The organism is Verrucomicrobiia bacterium (genome assembly GCA_036405135.1).
Classification (GTDB): Bacteria; Verrucomicrobiota; Verrucomicrobiia; order Limisphaerales; family JAEYXS01; genus JAEYXS01.
In genome coordinates, this window is the sequence record DASWYF010000040.1 from 183,881 (window position 1) to 199,799 (window position 15,919).

A 15,919-nucleotide genomic window follows, 5' to 3' on the forward strand; every position below is an offset into this window, starting at 1 on the left:
TTAGCACGCTCCCTTTCCAGTCAGCACGGCCGGAACGGTTTTGGCGATGATCTTGATATCCACCCAGAAGCTTTGGCTCTCGATGTATTCCACGTCCAGCTTCACCTGGCCTGAGAAGTCGATCTCACTGCGGCCACCGATCTGCCAGAAGCAGGTCAATCCGGGCTTCACCACGAGGCGGCGGCGATCTGCCAGCGAGTAGAGCTTCACTTCACGCGGCACGGGAGGACGCGGACCCACCATCGACATATCACCGATGAACACGTTGTAGAACTGCGGAAACTCATCGAGCGAGAACTTGCGGAGCCATTTGCCAATGCGCGTCAGGCGCGGATCATTCTTCATCTTGAAGGTGACGCCCTGCTGATGCTGGTTCTGCTTCAGGATCGCGGCGAGCTTCGCTTCCGCATCCATGCACATGGAGCGAAACTTGTACATCTTGAACTCGCGACCGTCTTTGCCCACGCGCTTCTGGCAGAAGAACACCGGACCGCGATCTTCGAGTTTGATGAGAATGGCGATCAGCGCGAAGACAGGCGCGAGCACGATCAGCGCGATGAAACTCAGCACAATGTCGAGCAGGCGTTTGGCGATCTGCGCGTTCTTCAAGAAGAAGCGCCACATGATGCGGCGCCAAGCGACGTGGAGGTTGGCGCGCCACCGTCCCCAAGGATTCTGAATGGCAGTGTAGTGTTCAATCAGCAAGGCATTCATAGCATTTCAAGTTAAGAGGTTCACTGGACCACATGGAAAATTTCTTGGCGGAGGCTTTCACTGAACCGGCCTTCACTTTCTCCGCCAGGTGAAGGACATCTGTTTCTGCCGGTGGCGAGCAGATCACCGTATCCGCCCATTTCGCCTGTGGCTGCACGTGCTTTTCATGCATCGGAAGCACCGTCGCCTTGAACTGCTCCGTCACCGAATCAGCAGTCCTGCCTCGTTCTAGCACGTCCCGTTCCATCCTGCGGCAGAAGCGCAAATCATTCGGGCATTCGACAAAAATCTTCAGATCGAACATCGCCCGCAGAGCCATGCGATGGAAAAGCCACAGTCCATCCACGATCACCACCGGCTTCACGGGCAGCACGCTCACCTCGTCCATGCGTGTATGCGTTGCAAAATCGTAACGGGGAACGTGCAAAAGACTTTCCCCACGCTTGCATTGCGCGAGGGCATTCTTCAAAGCACGCCAATCAATGGCACTGGGAGTGTCGAAATTGATGATTCCCCGTTCATTTTCAGGCAAATCCGAGCGATCCAGGTAAAAATCATCGAGCGCAAGGTGCGTCGCCTCACCTCCCAGCGATTGACGCAAGGAATTGGCCAGCCAGGTCTTGCCCGATCCGCTACCGCCTGCGATGGCGATGATAAAGACCCCGTTATGAGTTGTGCCGTTGGTGTTCACGCTTTTTGATGTTTGATGACCCGGTCGAACATGCTTTCAAGGCCATCGACATAGTTGGAAAAATTGAAAACTTCATTGGCGAGTTGCTTTCCGCAATGTCCCATCTTCTCCGCCAGCGGCTTGTTGATCAGCAATTCCTCCACCCGGGCCGCATATTCTTTCGTATCCATCCATGGAACGAGAAAGCCATTGTAACCATCGATCAACCATTCCTTGATGCCTCCTGCATCAAAAGCCACAACAGGTAGTGCATGATGCATTCCTTCCAAGCCAACTGCACCGAACGGTTCCGGCCAGACTGAGCTCACCACCATCACGCTTGCCTGACCGTAATACTTTTGCAGTTCATCCTGGCTGACGTAGCCTTTGAATTGCACCCGATCATTGAGTCCAAGCTCGCGGCAAAGCGATTCGCAATAGGAACGATGACCGCCATCACCAAAGATCAGACACTGGAAATCACACTTCACTTGCTTCAACGCCTGCAGAAGCACATCCACGCCTTTACCGCGAATGATCTGACCACTGAAGAGGATCAGGTTCGTTTGCTTTGTCTCCTTCCGCTCAACAGCCTCGGTGCGCGGAGGCGTAGGCGCATGAATCTCAATCTTGTTTTCATCGAATTCATTCAGGAGCAATTCCTCCTTCATGTAATTCGTGGCCACGATCAAGCGATCGAACTGACGATTGATCTCCATCTCCTTCTTGCGCTGAAAATAATTGATCAGGCGCACAGGAAGGCCGCCACCATTGCTCTTGGCGATGAATCCTCCGCACGGAAAAAGGCAATAGGCCGAGAGCGGACGAGTGCAGATGTCGCGGCTCAGATGACCGTAGCGGCAGCCACGCAGGCAATACGTCTCGTGGTCATGAACCATCCGCACCACCGGCGTGCGAGAAGCCAGCATTTCTTCCAATGGTTGAATTTCCGCGAGCTTGTGGACGTAGATCGAATCCGGCTGAAAGCGGCGGACGGCTGAGGTCAACGTTTCCGATTCATTGAGAGGAAAGCGTTCATCGAAAAGCTGCTCCCACTTCTCCACTCCTTTACCGGTCGAAGGACCATGCACGATCGCAACAGAATGTCCGCGGCGCTTCAACTCAGTGGCCGTGTGGAACAAGTTTGATTCCGCACCGCCAAAGGCACCAAAACATTCGTGAGCAAATAACAGCTTCATAGCCGGTGTGTTTTACCAAATTGTCACTTGCGATTGCCGCTTCACAGGTCACTGATAGAGAACGAAGCGTGCCTGACCTGAGTAGGTAAAAACCTCCAAGAAACGTGCGTTTAACCCGCGCTAGGGCAAACCCTCAAAGCGGTGGATAAAACGGAGAACCACAAGCGGCAAAAGGACTTATTGGAGCAGGTGAAAACCACGTTGAAGCGGTTTTCTGAGAGAAGCTTACTTGTTTTTTGCCCCGGAGACAAAATTGGTGACGGCCACAATCCTTTTCCCATCCATCGTGACCGCTTCCACCTCGATCCAATCGGGCAAATCCTTCGGCAATTCGTACGTTTGAGAGAGTTTCGGCGCACTGTTGGTATTAGAAGTCTCCCAAATGATACGAGCCGTCCCCGGTTTGATGCTTTTTGCAACCAGACGTGCAATCGGCGGATTAGAAGATTTATCGATCTGTATCTGGCCGACCTCTCCACGCCACGGCTCGCTCTTCAACGAAGTTTGTGCCATGAGAAAAGCAGAGGCCGCCAAAGCCCGCGCTTGGTTCACCACCACAAACTCCGCCTGCACATTGAAGCTATCCCCCCAACGGTCATAAATCGGGAATGGATCATTGGCCGCCCCATCGAGCGGATACGTCAAAGCTCCCAGCTCTGTCTTGTAAAAATCCAGCCAACCAAAACCGCTTTGCAAATTGCCTATCGGAATGCCGCTCAGTGGTAAAGCGCGTTGGTCATTCTGGGCGTAGTGATGAACAATCTCTTGTTGCGGTTTGAAGCCCAGACCAGTGACAAAGGAAACATTAACCGGATTGCAACCAAGCTCGTAATTGAAGTTCGCCAACAACGCTTCCAAAAATTTCGGACGCAGATCCTTGTTCACCGGATAACTGATCTGCATACCGACCGCTAGGTCGAATGCCGCACCGGACGAGAAATACCACCCGGCAGCACGGACACGTTTCGTCTCCACAGGAAAACTGGTTCCGTATGCGCTTTGTTGGTAGCGTTGCAATTGATCTTCGGCAGCCTTGGCTACTTCATTCTCGCACTTGGTCATCATCAACGGATTGGTCTGCTGAGATTTAAGCCGCCCGCTCTTCACCGCAAAGGCGTAACTGCGAGCAGCATTGCCATAACCATCATAAAGCCGCCACCAGCCCCACTTCCGCGTGTTCGCATCATCGGGGCGATACCAGTCCATGAACTTCTTCTGATATTTGGAATCACCCGTAGCTAGATAGAGTTCGCACGCTGCCCATGCCAATTCGTCATCGTGCATAAAATCATCACCGTAATGCGTGATCTTCTGATACGCGCCGTCCTTGCCGTGTTGCTCGATGGCACGTTCGAGGAAAGCCCAACCCGCTTCAGCCTTCTTCAGATAAATCTTGGCTGCTTCAGGAAACTGCTTCTTGAAAAGTGGTGATGAAGATATCTGTGCCAAGGCAGCAACAGCAGCTCCAGTCGCAGCCGTAGTTTTAGGCCAGACGATCTGTTTATCACCGAACTCCGGCAGGACATTGTGTTCATAGCGGCGCTCGCGCGGATATACCAAGAAATAGAAACCACCATCATCATCTTGAAGTTTGGCGAGGAATTCCGCCTCCCAATTCGCTTCCTGTAAGAGATCACTGAGACCATCGCCGCTTTCGGGTATGCCGAGATTGTCCAGTTCACCTACTCCGGGAAAAGCATCGGCAGCGAACACCAGATTATGGATGAGTCCGGCACTGTTGATCGTGTACTTACTATAGTCACCCGCATCATGGTGCCCTTTGGAAACGTCTATCTGCCCTTGCTTCACAAAGGGATACAACGACGCAGCAAAATCCTTCATCACGGGCGCCGTATGACGGACGTTATTGGTGGCATTCGCAGAATCTTGCAGCAGGAATTTCTGGGTATTCGTGAAGGAAGCAGTGGGAACTTCTGCTGGATGCAGATGACATGCAGTATGGGTGAACCGCGTGAATGGCAATGTGTTGCTGCAACCACAACGTTGATGATAGAGCCCTAAAGCATATGTTCTTGCGAGCGTGGCTGGATAGCCTTCGTGGATGAAAAATGGGTAAGAAACACCCAAACCATCCACCGCCAACCGGTATTCCCCTGAATTCGTGAAGGAGGAGAAATCCGCCTCGACCACTTGCTGATAGCTAGTGAAAGGAAAACCGTAGTCCAATCGGTTGGTCAAACTTCCTTGATAGACTTCAGTTTTCAGGTCGGCAGTGAGGAGTTTGAAACTCTTCAACGCCGACGTCTTCATCTCTCCCAAACTGCCAAGGTAATAGCCGATCATCGCTTTCTTGGATTGCGCAGGATGATAGCCTGTTTGGTTGATGTGTATGGCATCGCTCAGTCGATATAGGGAATTCTGGGCGGCATATTTCTCCTCTTTCCCAAAAAAGGAACTCTTCACTTCGATCTTTTGCCCCTCTGCCAATGGTTTCTCTAGTTGCAGATAGAGATGATTACCGATCCGTAGGTCCCTCTTCCTTAAAGGCGCATAGAGCACCCGTCTTTTGAACCCGACTCCTGTGACATTGATCTTGGCCCCATTGGCAGTCACCTCAAACACGTCTACTTGGGGCAGTGTCGCCTTCCCGCTGGTATCAATAAAATTCCACTCCTTGGGCTGCCCGTTGATCTCTTTCGTAGTGACGAGATTAAGCTCTAGCATTTCCGGGGAAATGATGCGGAGAGAATGCTCTCCCACGATAGGTAATTGATAATATTCCTCTTGGTTGCCCGCTCGTGCCCAGGCCCCCACGAGCAACAACAGCAACAGAACTCGCAGAATCACGCCCACTTCTAGCACATCTCCTAATATTTTCCCAACGGGGCATGAGCCTACCTATGGAAGTATTTCATGGCGATAGTTCGCTACTGCGTCTGGCAAATTGCAAAAAGCCATGCCGATCTTATGCATGTTGCATAGGAAAAGGAGAAGAAAGCCGGAGTAATTCACCCCAGTCCATTCAGTTTCCTGCCCTATAGCCAAATATCACACCTCATTCAAAAACCATTAAATCATTGGTCTTTTTATAGGTTATTTACCTATATCGGAGATACTTCGCAGCCCTAAGCCACAGGAGTAAAGCCGCCCAATTGCGCCCGCCAAAACTATGGCATCCTACTTGCATAAGAAGAGCATTGTGAGTGAACAAAAGTTCAATTTAGTGGTCAGCGCCCCGGCAGACAGTGACTGCCTCTTGTTCATCCACACCTTGCGTCACCCTTAACTTTGAAATTGATTATGTTGCAATCTTGCTCTGAAAAACTGGCTGTAAATCGTAAGAGCCACTTCGCGCATCCTGTCATCAGCGCCACTATCCCCCGCGCCCGTGCGACCATGAACCGCACGCAACATCGCCGCGCAGATCAGCCCGTCAAGTTGCTGCAGATCGCTGGCATTGATTTTTCCTTCGCCCGTTAATCGGTTTGTCCCCATCAAGGCCGGCGGGCAGGCAAGTCTCCCTCTCCCGGCTTTAGTAGTTTCCCAACCTCGCAGACTATGAAAAAGAAGAAACCACTCAACGCACCCCTCGTCTCTGGTGAGACCAGCGCTGCCCTTCTTCGTGAATTGGTAGCTCACTTGCGCGAGAACCGGACGCAACTTCGTGAAGAATGGGCCCGACGAATCACAGATGCCCAACTGCTCACCGCGATGAGCAAGGAAGAGATCTTTTCCGAAGCGACGTCAGTTTACGACAACTACGTCGAAGTGTTGGAAACCGGCAATGTGGAGGCCCTGCAAGATTACGCCCGCAACCTTTCCGAACGCATCATCCCCCGCGGTGTTGAAACGGATGAAGTTCTAGGCATTGTGCTGCTGCTGCGTGATGTGCTGGCCCGTTCCCTTTTCGGTAAATATCAGAATGATCTCCTGCTATTGAACCGAGTATTGGACGCCTATGAACCGGCAGCCAATCGCATCGCGAACACAGTGGGTGTCAGCTTTGTTCAGGAACGCGAACGCATCATCCGCCAGCAACAGGAAGCAATCCGTGAACTTTCTACTCCCGTACTACAAGTGCGCGAGCGGCTGCTGATCCTGCCGATCATCGGTGTCATCGATTCCCAACGCGCCCGTCAGCTCACCGAACAGCTTCTGCGCAGCATCCGCACCAATCGTGCAAAAGTCGTCGTGGTAGACATCACCGGTGTACCGACAATCGATTCCACGGTGGCGAATCACTTGGTTCAAACCGTCGAGGCATCGCGCTTGATGGGCGCCAGCGTGATCATCACTGGCCTCTCCTCGGAGATCGCGCAGACGCTTGTGACCATCGGCGTGGATCTGAGCAAAGTGAATGCCGTGGGTGATCTGCAAGGCGGACTCGAGGAAGCTGAGCTCTTCTTAGGTTACAAAGTGATCCTCATGGAAGAGCACACTTTGAGCGAAAAAACGGCATAAGATCATGGTTCCTATCCTCAAACAAGGCGACTACCTGATCGCCAGTGTTCAATCGATACTTTCCGATGAGGATTTGATCCAGCTTCGTGACGACCTCGCGGCCAAGGTCGGCAAGTTCCGCACCAAAGCGGTAATAATTGATGTGACTGTCATGGATGTCATCGACTCATTTGCCACGCGCATGCTGCGGGCCATCGCCCACATGCTGAAACTGCGCGGCGCAGACACGGTGATCGTAGGCATCCAGCCAGAGGTAGCCTTTGCCATGGTGCAACTAGGACTGACATTGGAGGGCGTCGGCACCGCTCTGGATCTGGAGGAAGGCCTCGCCTTCCTGGGCACTCATTCCAAGAGGAGTATCAAACATGCCAAATGACTCCCAAGTTCCGACGAGTCCCGAATCGCGCGTGCCGATCAGCTCGAATATCGACATCGTGACGGCGCGCCAGCAGGGGCGCCAGCTTGCCTTGGATCTTGGCTTTGAAGGTGCTGAAGTCACCTTGATCGCGGCGGCCATCTCTGAGGTAGCCCGCAACATCATGGATCACGCGAAACGCGGTGAGATCATCCTCGCCAATGTGCGCAATGGAAACAAGTTAGGCATACAAATCATCGCGCAAGACGAAGGGCCGGGCATCCCGAATATCCCACAGGCGATGCAGTATGGTTACTCCTCACGCAAAGGATTGGGTGTGGGATTGCCGGGAGCCAAGTGGCTGATGGATGAGTTTTTCATCGTCTCGCATATCGGCAAAGGAACCACTGTCACGATGCGGAAGTGGCTGCACTGAAATGATTGCTGCGCCTAACAGTTCATTGCTTCCAGTCGAATGGGCAGTCGCTTCACGTCCCCTGCCCGGCCAGAACGCGCTTGGTGATGGTTCGCTGGTCAAACCCGGCACTGATGGAATGGTCTTTGCCGTAGTGGATGGACTCGGTCACGGTGCCGAAGCAGCCAAGGTGACTGCCACTGGCCTAGAAGTGATGGGGAATGACGAGAGCATGTCCGTTCTCACGCTCGTCAAACTATGCAACGAGGCGTTGCTACAGTCACGAGGCCTCACGATCAGCATCGCCTCACTAGATTTCAATGCGGATGAGATGACCTGGTTGGCGATCGGCAACGTGGATGCATTGCTGTTGCGCGCCAATCCGGACAAGCAACCGCCGATGCAAAATGTTCTGCAACGCGCTGGCGTGGTTGGTTATCAAATGCCAAACCTTCAGACTGAGGCTTTACCCATCAGCCCCGGAGATTTGTTAATTTTTAGCACGGACGGCATCCGCCCTGGCTTCATCACCTCGATTGTGCGCAAAGATCCGGTCGCGCATATCGCCCATAGCATTCTCAATAATTTCTTTAAAGGCACTGATGATGCGCTCGTGCTCGTAGCGCGTTATCACGGACGCAAGCCATGAAAGAGTTCGAGAAAAAATTCGCGAACAAGTACGCCACAGCGTTGCATCGTTTTCTGAATGATGCGACGGAGCTGCATTTGGAGCAGGCCTACGAACTCGGGCGCAAAGCGATCAACAAAGGCGTCGGCGTCCTCGCCATGGCTCGAATCCATCAACAATCGTTGGCGGACTTCGGCATGCACGCTCTGACGATCACCGAGCAGACCTATTCCTGGAAGCAGTCCGAACTGTTCTTTCTCGAAGCCCTGTCACCTTTCGAAGCCACTCATCGCGGCTTCAGTGAAGCAAACCTCCGTCTGCAAGAACTCATCAAGGTCTTTGAAAAACGTAATGTCGAGCTGGCCAGGATGAATCAGGAACTCGAAAGCGAAGTCGCCCAGCGCAAGAAGTCGGAGAAAGCCTTGCGAGAGAATCAAAAACAACTGCGGGATCTCTCCGAAAAGATTTTGCACATCCAGGAACAGGAACGCACACGCATCAGCCGCGAACTGCACGATGACGTAGGTCAGGCCCTGACAGCCATCAACGTCAATCTGACGTTGCATAAAAAGAATCTGGAAGCGCCACTAGAAAATCTTCACGCCAAGGTGCTTGAAACGCAGAAACTCGTGGAAGAGGCGATGGAGCGGATGCACCGCTTTGCCCATGAATTGCGGCCAGCAATGCTGGATGACCTTGGGCTTATCCCTGCCCTGCGCTCTTACGTGAAAGGTTTTGCCGATCGCAGCGGCATCATCGTAGATCTCCGTACGGATGCTTCAGCAGAGATGCTGGGGCCAGACAGCAAAACGACCGTGTTCCGCGTTGTGCAAGAAAGCCTCAACAACGTGGCCAAACACGCGAAAGCCAGCCGCGTGGATCTGAGCGTGGAGAAAATGGATGAACAAATCCATGTCTTCATCAAAGACAACGGACAGGCTTTTTCCGTAAAAGAAAAGATCCATGGAAAGAATAAGCGCCTCGGCCTCTTGGGCATGCAGGAACGCGTGCGTCTGGTAGATGGCGCGTTCCAGATAAAATCCAAAGTCGGCCAAGGCACCACCGTCCACGTAAAACTACCTTTCATCAACACCCTCAACACTCCACCCCCACCCCAAAAACACCATGCAAAAGATAACTGTATTACTTGCTGATGATCACACAGTAGTCCGTCAGGGCCTGCGCGCCCTGCTCCAAACGGAACCCAACATCGAAGTCGTAGGCGAAGCTGAGAATGGCCGTCAGGCGGTGCAGCTCGTCACCAAGCTTATGCCCGATGTCGTGGTCATGGACATCGCCATGCCCTTGCTCAACGGCCTCGAAGCCACACGCCAAATCACGCGTGAAGCACCCGGAACGAAAGTGCTCATCCTCTCCTCCTACAACGATGACGAGTATGTGCATCAACTCACCGAAGCCGGTGCGTGCGGTTATCTCGTGAAGCAAACGGCGGCGAATGATCTCGTGAAGGCGATCAGTGAAGCGCGTCGCGGCAATGCGTATTTCAGCCCGTCTATCTCTAAGCGCCTCCTCGACCACTATCGCGAAGCGTTCGTGAAAGGCACACCCGTCAGCAAGACTGGTGATCTGCTCACCTCACGCGAATCCGAGGTGCTGCAATTGATCGCGGAAGGCAAAGCGAACAAACAGATCGCGGCGGAACTGTGCATCAGCATCAAGACGGTGGAGAAGCATCGTCAGCAGGTGATGAACAAGCTGCACATCCATGACATCGCCGGTCTGACGCGCTATGCGATCTCGAAGGGCATCATCGAGAGCAATGTGGTGCATAGCACGCTGGCGGTTTGATGGCTTTTTGGAGCTATTGACTGTCAGTTAAGCCGTTGGCTTTCTCACCCCTCACCCCGGCCCTCTCCCCGTTTAGGGGAGAGGGAGAACATTTCACACTGCTTCAAAAATGCGGCTGGCTTCTATAGCCAAGCCGCATTTTCTCTTTCCATAAAACGGAGATCGCGCGGAGTCGGCTTTCGCCAAGGACTTCCGCGCGATCAAGACCGCAGGGCTCGCCCGCGGTTAATTGGTCACATACACCATGTAGAAACCTTGCGCCGTGGCGCTGGTATCCAACCAGCTCGCCACAGTGGTGTTCGCCTGGATGCTGCCGCTCAGCTCAGTCCAGGTAGTGTCTGTGAGATTCTTCTTGCCGACCACGCGGTAGGTCTTGCCCGCCACGCTGTTCCAGGTCACGCGCATTCCGCCCGTCTCTTTCTTCACGGTGCCGATTGGAACCACGTTACCCGCGATGGTCGCATCCGCACTGGCCGTGCCGATGGTGTAAGCCGAGTGGGCCACGGAGGCCAAGGTCACCGTCTTCGTCGTGGCCGCAAGCGTCGTGGACGTCTTAGGCGTGACGGTGACCGTAGTTGAGGTGCTGCCTGCAGGGATCGTCACCGTGGAAGCCAGCGTGTTGTAGTCAGCACCGTTCGTCGCCGTGCCGCTATAGGCAAGGTTTACCGTGAGGGCCGAAGCTGTGCTGCCCGTGCGACTCACCGTGAACGTGCCGGTGTCAGGACCGATCTTGGAGGCGGTGGCGTCCGTCGCCGCAATGCTCACCGTGGGCAGCGTCGTAGCCGTGTCGTTGTCTGCGATGGAAATGGTGGCCGAAGCCGCCGCACCCATCTGGTAAGCGCCATCGCCCGAGAGCGAGAGCACCACCGTCTCCTCACCTTCCACTGCGGTGTCATCCACCGGAGTGATGATCACGACTGCTGAGCTGATGCCGATAGGCAGCGTCAGTGACAGGCTGGTCGCGTTGTAGTCCACACCCTGCGTGGCCGTGCCACCCAAGGTGTAATTAATCGTCAACGGAGCGAGCAACGAGCCCGTGCGGGTGATCGTGAACACACCGACGCCGAGCAGATTCTCGGAGGCGATCGCGTCCGTGGCCGTGACCGTCACGGTCGGCAAGGCTGGACCATCGTTGTCATACAGATATACCGTGGCCACGCTCGGCGTGCCGAGGTTGTAGGCGGCATTCGCCTGAATCGTCAGGATGGCTGTTTCCGTGCCTTCCACGATGGTGTCATCATACGCGCACACGGTCAGCGTGGCGGAGGTGGCACCGGCTGGGATCACGATGGATTCCGGCATATCACCTTGCGGCGTGCGCACATCCGTCCACTTGGCGGCTGTGCCGCTGAGCTTGTAGTTCACTGTCAAGGCCGTAGCCGTGCTGCCCTTGCGAGTGAAGGTGTAAACAGCGGTGTCAGCGCCTTCCGTGGTGCTCACATCCGTAGCAACGACGCTCACCGTCGGGAGGCTGTTCGTGGCGAAGAAGCTCGCCGTAGCGACAGCGCGACGGCCGTCAGCCCATTGCGCTTCCGCTTCGATCCATTGGTCACCATAGCTCGCTGGCTTGAAGGTGAAGGTGCTGCCGTAAGCAGGCTCCTGATCGCGCGCTTCCCACACGATGCGGGCACCGCTCAAGTCGAGGCCGTCCACTTGCATGGAAACCGTCACAGTGCTGTTTGTGCCGACTTCCGTAGGCGTGCCCACGATGCGGGCCGTAGTGGACTTCCAAGCTTGAGTCTTCGTCGGCGTCAACGTCGCGAGATATGCGATGCTCACGATCCCACGGGCTTGGGCAACGGCCACGAACTCAGTCGTGACGTTGAAGTTATCCGCCCAGCGGTCGTAATAAGGATACGGAGCCGTGCTCGCGTCATCGTTCGGGAACGTGAGGGCCGTGAGTTCGGAACCATACTTCTCAGAGTAGATGAAACCGGCCTGGATGTTACCCTGCGGGATACCGGCAGGCGGCATCACGCGGCGGTCGCTCTGCGCATATTGGTGCACGATCTCGCGCTGGCGCTTCCAGCCCATGCCCGTGAGGTAGCTGACGTTCACCGGGTTGCAGCCCGCTTCGTAGTTCAAGTTCGCCAGCATGGCGTCCACATAGGTCGCCTTAGGCGTGATCTGCTGGGCCACGACGATGTCGAAGGCTTGCTCGTTCGAGAAATACCAACCGGCACCGCGCACGCGCTTCGTCGCAGCAGGGAAGCTGCTGCCGTAGGCACCTTGATTGGACCAGAGGAGCGCGTCATCCGCAGCGGCGATCACCTGACCTTCGCACTTGGCGAGGTAAGCGGCGTTCAATTGCGCCGTCGTCAAACGACCACTGCGGGCTGCGAACGCATAGCTGCGGATCGCATGGCCGTAGCAGCCATACAAGCGCCACCAGCCCCAGCGGAACGTGGCGGAGCTGCTCGGATCCGGCAACCACTCGTTCAGCTTCTGCTGATACTGGGCTTCACCGGTAGCTACGAACATTTCCGCAGCGGCCCAAGCGAGCTCGTCGTCGTGCGTGAAGTCATCACCGTAATGCGTGATTTTCTGATAAGAACCAGCCTTGCCATAGCGGCTCACAGCATTCGTCAGGAACGTCCAGCCGAGCTTGGCCTTAGCGAGGTAAGCAGCGGCTTCAGCCGGATACTTCTGCTTGAACAGCGGAGAGGACGCGGTCTGTGCCAGTGCAGCCACCGAGGCAGCCGTGGAAGACGTGGTCTTCGGCCAGACGACTTGCTCGTCACCTTGGTCAGGCTGCGTGCCGCTCTCGTATTCGCGTTCGCGAGGATACACAAGGAAGTAGAAACCGCCGTCCGTGTCCTGCAGCTTTGCAAGGAAGTCAGCTTCCCACTTGGCCGCTTGTAGCACGTCGCTGATGCCATCACCGCTCTCCGGCACACCGAGGTTGTCGAGGGATGCGATGCCCGGAACGGAATCCACGGCGAACATGAGGTAGTGGATCAGGTTCGCGCTATTGATCGTATACTTGCTGTAATCACCCGCGTCATGATGACCACCGGTCACATCGATCAGGTTCGTCTTGATGAACGGGAACAACTGGTTCGCCGGGCTGGTCAGCTTCGGGGCCGTTTGCGCCACGTTATCCGGATTCGCCTTCATCGCGTAGTTGGAGATCGTCGTCCAGGTGAACTGGAAGGAGGACGACGGCATCGGCACGCTCACAAGGTCGTGATGGCAGTTCTCATGCGTGTGGCGGGTGAACGGCATCACATTGTTCGTACCGCAGCGTTGGTGATAGAGACCGAGCGCATAAGCGCGGGTGAAACCCATCGCAATGCCGTCATCGATCAGAAAAGGCAAAGAGGCACCGAGGCCCGGAACCATCAACTGATATTCGCCAGGCGTTGTGAAGTTGCTGAAATCAGCTTCCAAAACCTTTTGGTAAGGCGTCGGAGTGTAAACATAGCCGACATCTGCGCGCGCCTTGAGCGTGCCCGTGAAGGCCGTCGCACCGTTCTGAACATTCACGAGCGAGAAGCCCAGCGAGCTGGACACATTCATCTCACCCAAGTTGCCGAGGTAGTAACCGACCATCGCCTTCTTCGGCAGGCTCGGCACATAACCTTCTTGGTTCACATGAATGGCCGGGCTGTAGCGCAGTGGCTCGGCTTTCGCCGTGAACTTCATTGAAGAGTTCCAGAGCGAAGCGCTCGGGTTCTTCACTTCCACCGTCGCGTTGTCAGGGATCGCCGACGCGAGTTGCAGGTAGAGGTTGTTCTCGATGCGCAGGTCATACACAGCGAGCGGCGCGTAGAGCGGACGGCGCTTGAAACCGACCGCAGAAACTGCCACCGCTTGGCCGTTCACCGTCACTTCGAACTGGTTGAGCGCTGGTGCGGAGAATGTGCCGGAGTTGACCAAGTTCCAGACCGAGGGAACACCGCCCGGAGCCTTCGTGCCAATCGCCTTCAGTTCGAGAACCGTCGGCGCAAGGATGTTCAGGCCACTATCATTTGTCTTCGGCAGTTCGAGCGCCGTGTAATTCACCACAGAGGAGAGCACATTGCTGATGCCACCGACGATGTTCGTCACCGTGCCCACAATGTTCGTGTTCGTGCTGTTGGTGTTCGTAGAACCGCCACCGGACGATGTGCCCGTGCCGCTCGAGAGATTCACCGTCAAGGCACTCGCCGTGCCCACCGTGTAAGCAGCGTTCGTCGCGAGCGTGAGGGCAACCGTCTGCGGATTCACCGCACCGACATTCGCCACGGCAACCAATGTGAGGTTCGCTGAAGCAGAACCGGCCGGGATCGTGATCGCCACCGGCATGTCGCCTTCCGGACGGCGGTAGTCCGTCCACTTCACCGCGGAACCACCGAGGTTGTAATTCACCAAGAGCGCGCTGCTCGTGTCACCCGTGCGGGTGAAGGAGATCACCGCGTTATCCGTGGTGCCGATCACTGCGGTCGCGTCTGTGACGGAGGCCGTCACTGTCGGCATTGTGGGCGTCGTCGGAGTCGTAGTAGAACCAGCAGCAGACTTGCCTGCGTAATCCCACGTGGCGCGACCGCCGTAGAGCGTGAAGGCCATACCGCGAACCGTCTTGCCTTCGAGACCGACCGCGCTGGCCGGAACTTCGAGGCGCACCCACTGACCCGCTGCCGGAAGAGCGCCCACATAGTAGCGGCTCGCTGTGCCGTTCACGCCCGAGGTGATCGTGTTCGCACCCCAGTAAGCGCGGTGTTCCCAGGAACCATCGTTCCATTGCAGCATCACTTCGCTCGGCACGTTCGCCGGGTCGAGGTAGATGTAGGTGAAGAGCTTGTCGCCTGCATTCACCGTCATCGTGGCCGTAGCCCAGTCGAAGTAGTGTTGGTGCATGCCGCTCGCGATCGCGGACTGATGCGCCACTGCGCCAGAGTAAGGAGCCGGATTGCTGCTCACCCAGTTCCAAGTGTCGCCACCTTCTGAACCGCTCGTGGCACCGGCAGGAACTGCGTTATCCACCCACACCGTCGCAGTGTCGGTCGAATTCGTCGGAGCCGTCACCACGTTGTTCACCGTCACGGAAACCGTGTTCGTGGACTTGTTACCAGCGGCATCACGAGCCACAGCCGAGAGGCTTTGCGCACCATTCGTCAGGTTCGTTGTGTTCCAAGCCACCGTGTAAGGAGCCGAGGTCACTTCGCTGCCGAGGTTCGCGCCGTTCAAGCGGAACTGCACACCGGCCACACCGATATTGTCCGCCGCTGTCGCCGTCACCGAGACAACCGCACCGGACACTGTCGCGTTATTCACCGGAGCGCTAATCGCCACCGTCGGAGCCGTCATATCGGCTGGAACCACCACCGTGCCATTTGCTTTGCCAGCGTAGTCCCACGTCACGCGACCGCCATAAGCTGCGAACGCCATGCCCTTGACGGTCCTGCCTTCAAGGCCCACCGCGCTGGCGGGGACTTCGAGGCGGACCCATTGGCCTGTGGCCGGAAGTGCCCCGGCGTTGTAACGGCTCGCCGTGCCCGCTGTTCCATAAGTGATCAGGTTCTCACCCCAATACGCGCGGTGTTCCCATGATCCATCCGTCCACTGCAACATCAGCTCCCGCGGCGGGTTCGCCGGGTCCAGATACACATAAGCGAACAGCTTGTCGCCCGTGTTGACCGCCAGCGTCGCCGTCGCGTAGTCGAAGTAGTGCTGGTGCAGGCCCGTCGCGATCGCGGACTGATGCGCCACCGTGCCCGAGAACGCC

At 55.8% G+C, this 15,919-nt stretch carries 12 protein-coding genes; 7 read left to right on the forward strand and 5 right to left on the reverse strand.

What is annotated here, in order from left to right; genetic code table 11:
- From VGH19_20015 to VGH19_20030, 4 genes are all read right to left on the reverse strand, one after another.
- Positions 1-714, reverse strand: coding sequence for a sugar transferase (locus VGH19_20015; protein ID HEY1173661.1), 714 nt, complete (start codon positions 712-714; stop codon positions 1-3).
- On the reverse strand, positions 695-1,405 hold the full coding sequence (gene udk / locus VGH19_20020; GenBank protein ID HEY1173662.1) for a uridine kinase: 711 nt from the start codon (positions 1,403-1,405) through the stop codon (positions 695-697). The genes VGH19_20015 and udk overlap by 20 nt, the downstream gene beginning before the upstream one ends.
- Positions 1,402-2,583, reverse strand: coding sequence for a glycosyltransferase family 4 protein (locus VGH19_20025; protein HEY1173663.1), 1,182 nt, complete (start codon positions 2,581-2,583; stop codon positions 1,402-1,404). Before VGH19_20025 ends, udk begins: the two co-directional genes overlap by 4 nt.
- Before the next feature lie 225 nt (positions 2,584-2,808).
- The gene (locus tag VGH19_20030) at positions 2,809-5,391 is read right to left on the reverse strand and encodes a glycoside hydrolase family 9 protein (GenBank protein HEY1173664.1); all 2,583 of its coding nucleotides are present in this window, start codon (positions 5,389-5,391) and stop codon (positions 2,809-2,811) included.
- A gap of 453 nt (positions 5,392-5,844) precedes the next feature.
- Between VGH19_20030 and VGH19_20035 the strand changes: the two genes are divergently transcribed.
- The 7 genes from VGH19_20035 to VGH19_20065 all read left to right on the forward strand — a co-directional run bounded on the left by VGH19_20035 (position 5,845) and on the right by VGH19_20065 (position 10,212).
- Positions 5,845-6,024, forward strand: coding sequence for a hypothetical protein (locus VGH19_20035; GenBank protein ID HEY1173665.1), 180 nt, complete (start codon positions 5,845-5,847; stop codon positions 6,022-6,024).
- Between the two features lie 78 nt (positions 6,025-6,102).
- On the forward strand, positions 6,103-7,005 hold the full coding sequence (locus VGH19_20040) for an STAS domain-containing protein (GenBank protein HEY1173666.1): 903 nt from the start codon (positions 6,103-6,105) through the stop codon (positions 7,003-7,005).
- Position 7,006: 1 nt separating this feature from the next.
- A complete protein-coding gene (locus VGH19_20045; protein HEY1173667.1) occupies positions 7,007-7,381 on the forward strand; it encodes an STAS domain-containing protein in 375 nt (124 codons plus the stop codon).
- Positions 7,371-7,796, forward strand: a complete 426-nt coding sequence (locus VGH19_20050) for an anti-sigma regulatory factor (GenBank protein ID HEY1173668.1) — start codon at positions 7,371-7,373, stop codon at positions 7,794-7,796. Before VGH19_20045 ends, VGH19_20050 begins: the two co-directional genes overlap by 11 nt.
- A 1-nt stretch (position 7,797) precedes the next feature.
- The gene (locus VGH19_20055) at positions 7,798-8,424 is read left to right on the forward strand and encodes a SpoIIE family protein phosphatase (protein ID HEY1173669.1); all 627 of its coding nucleotides are present in this window, start codon (positions 7,798-7,800) and stop codon (positions 8,422-8,424) included.
- Entirely contained in the window at positions 8,421-9,557 is a 1,137-nt protein-coding gene (locus VGH19_20060; GenBank protein HEY1173670.1) for a sensor histidine kinase, read from the forward strand. Before VGH19_20055 ends, VGH19_20060 begins: the two co-directional genes overlap by 4 nt.
- Positions 9,529-10,212, forward strand: a complete 684-nt coding sequence (locus tag VGH19_20065) for a response regulator transcription factor (protein HEY1173671.1) — start codon at positions 9,529-9,531, stop codon at positions 10,210-10,212. The genes VGH19_20060 and VGH19_20065 overlap by 29 nt, the downstream gene beginning before the upstream one ends.
- Positions 10,213-10,437: 225 nt before the next feature.
- Here the strand turns inward: VGH19_20065 and VGH19_20070 are convergent, their stop codons facing one another.
- On the reverse strand, positions 10,438-15,903 hold the full coding sequence (locus VGH19_20070) for a glycoside hydrolase family 9 protein (GenBank protein HEY1173672.1): 5,466 nt from the start codon (positions 15,901-15,903) through the stop codon (positions 10,438-10,440).
- Between the last annotated feature and the right edge of the window lie 16 nt (positions 15,904-15,919).

Excerpts from the sequence above, each read along its gene's own strand:
- VGH19_20015 (HEY1173661.1), bottom strand. The coding sequence starts at position 714 with ATGAATGCCTTGCTGATTGAACACTACACTGCCATTCAGAATCCTTGG.
- VGH19_20025 (HEY1173663.1), bottom strand. The coding sequence starts at position 2,583 with ATGAAGCTGTTATTTGCTCACGAATGTTTTGGTGCCTTTGGCGGTGCG.
- VGH19_20035 (HEY1173665.1), top strand. The coding sequence starts at position 5,845 with ATGTTGCAATCTTGCTCTGAAAAACTGGCTGTAAATCGTAAGAGCCAC.
- VGH19_20040 (HEY1173666.1), top strand. The coding sequence starts at position 6,103 with ATGAAAAAGAAGAAACCACTCAACGCACCCCTCGTCTCTGGTGAGACC.
- VGH19_20050 (HEY1173668.1), top strand. The coding sequence starts at position 7,371 with ATGCCAAATGACTCCCAAGTTCCGACGAGTCCCGAATCGCGCGTGCCG.
- VGH19_20055 (HEY1173669.1), top strand. The coding sequence starts at position 7,798 with ATGATTGCTGCGCCTAACAGTTCATTGCTTCCAGTCGAATGGGCAGTC.
- VGH19_20060 (HEY1173670.1), top strand. The coding sequence starts at position 8,421 with ATGAAAGAGTTCGAGAAAAAATTCGCGAACAAGTACGCCACAGCGTTG.
- VGH19_20065 (HEY1173671.1), top strand. The coding sequence starts at position 9,529 with ATGCAAAAGATAACTGTATTACTTGCTGATGATCACACAGTAGTCCGT.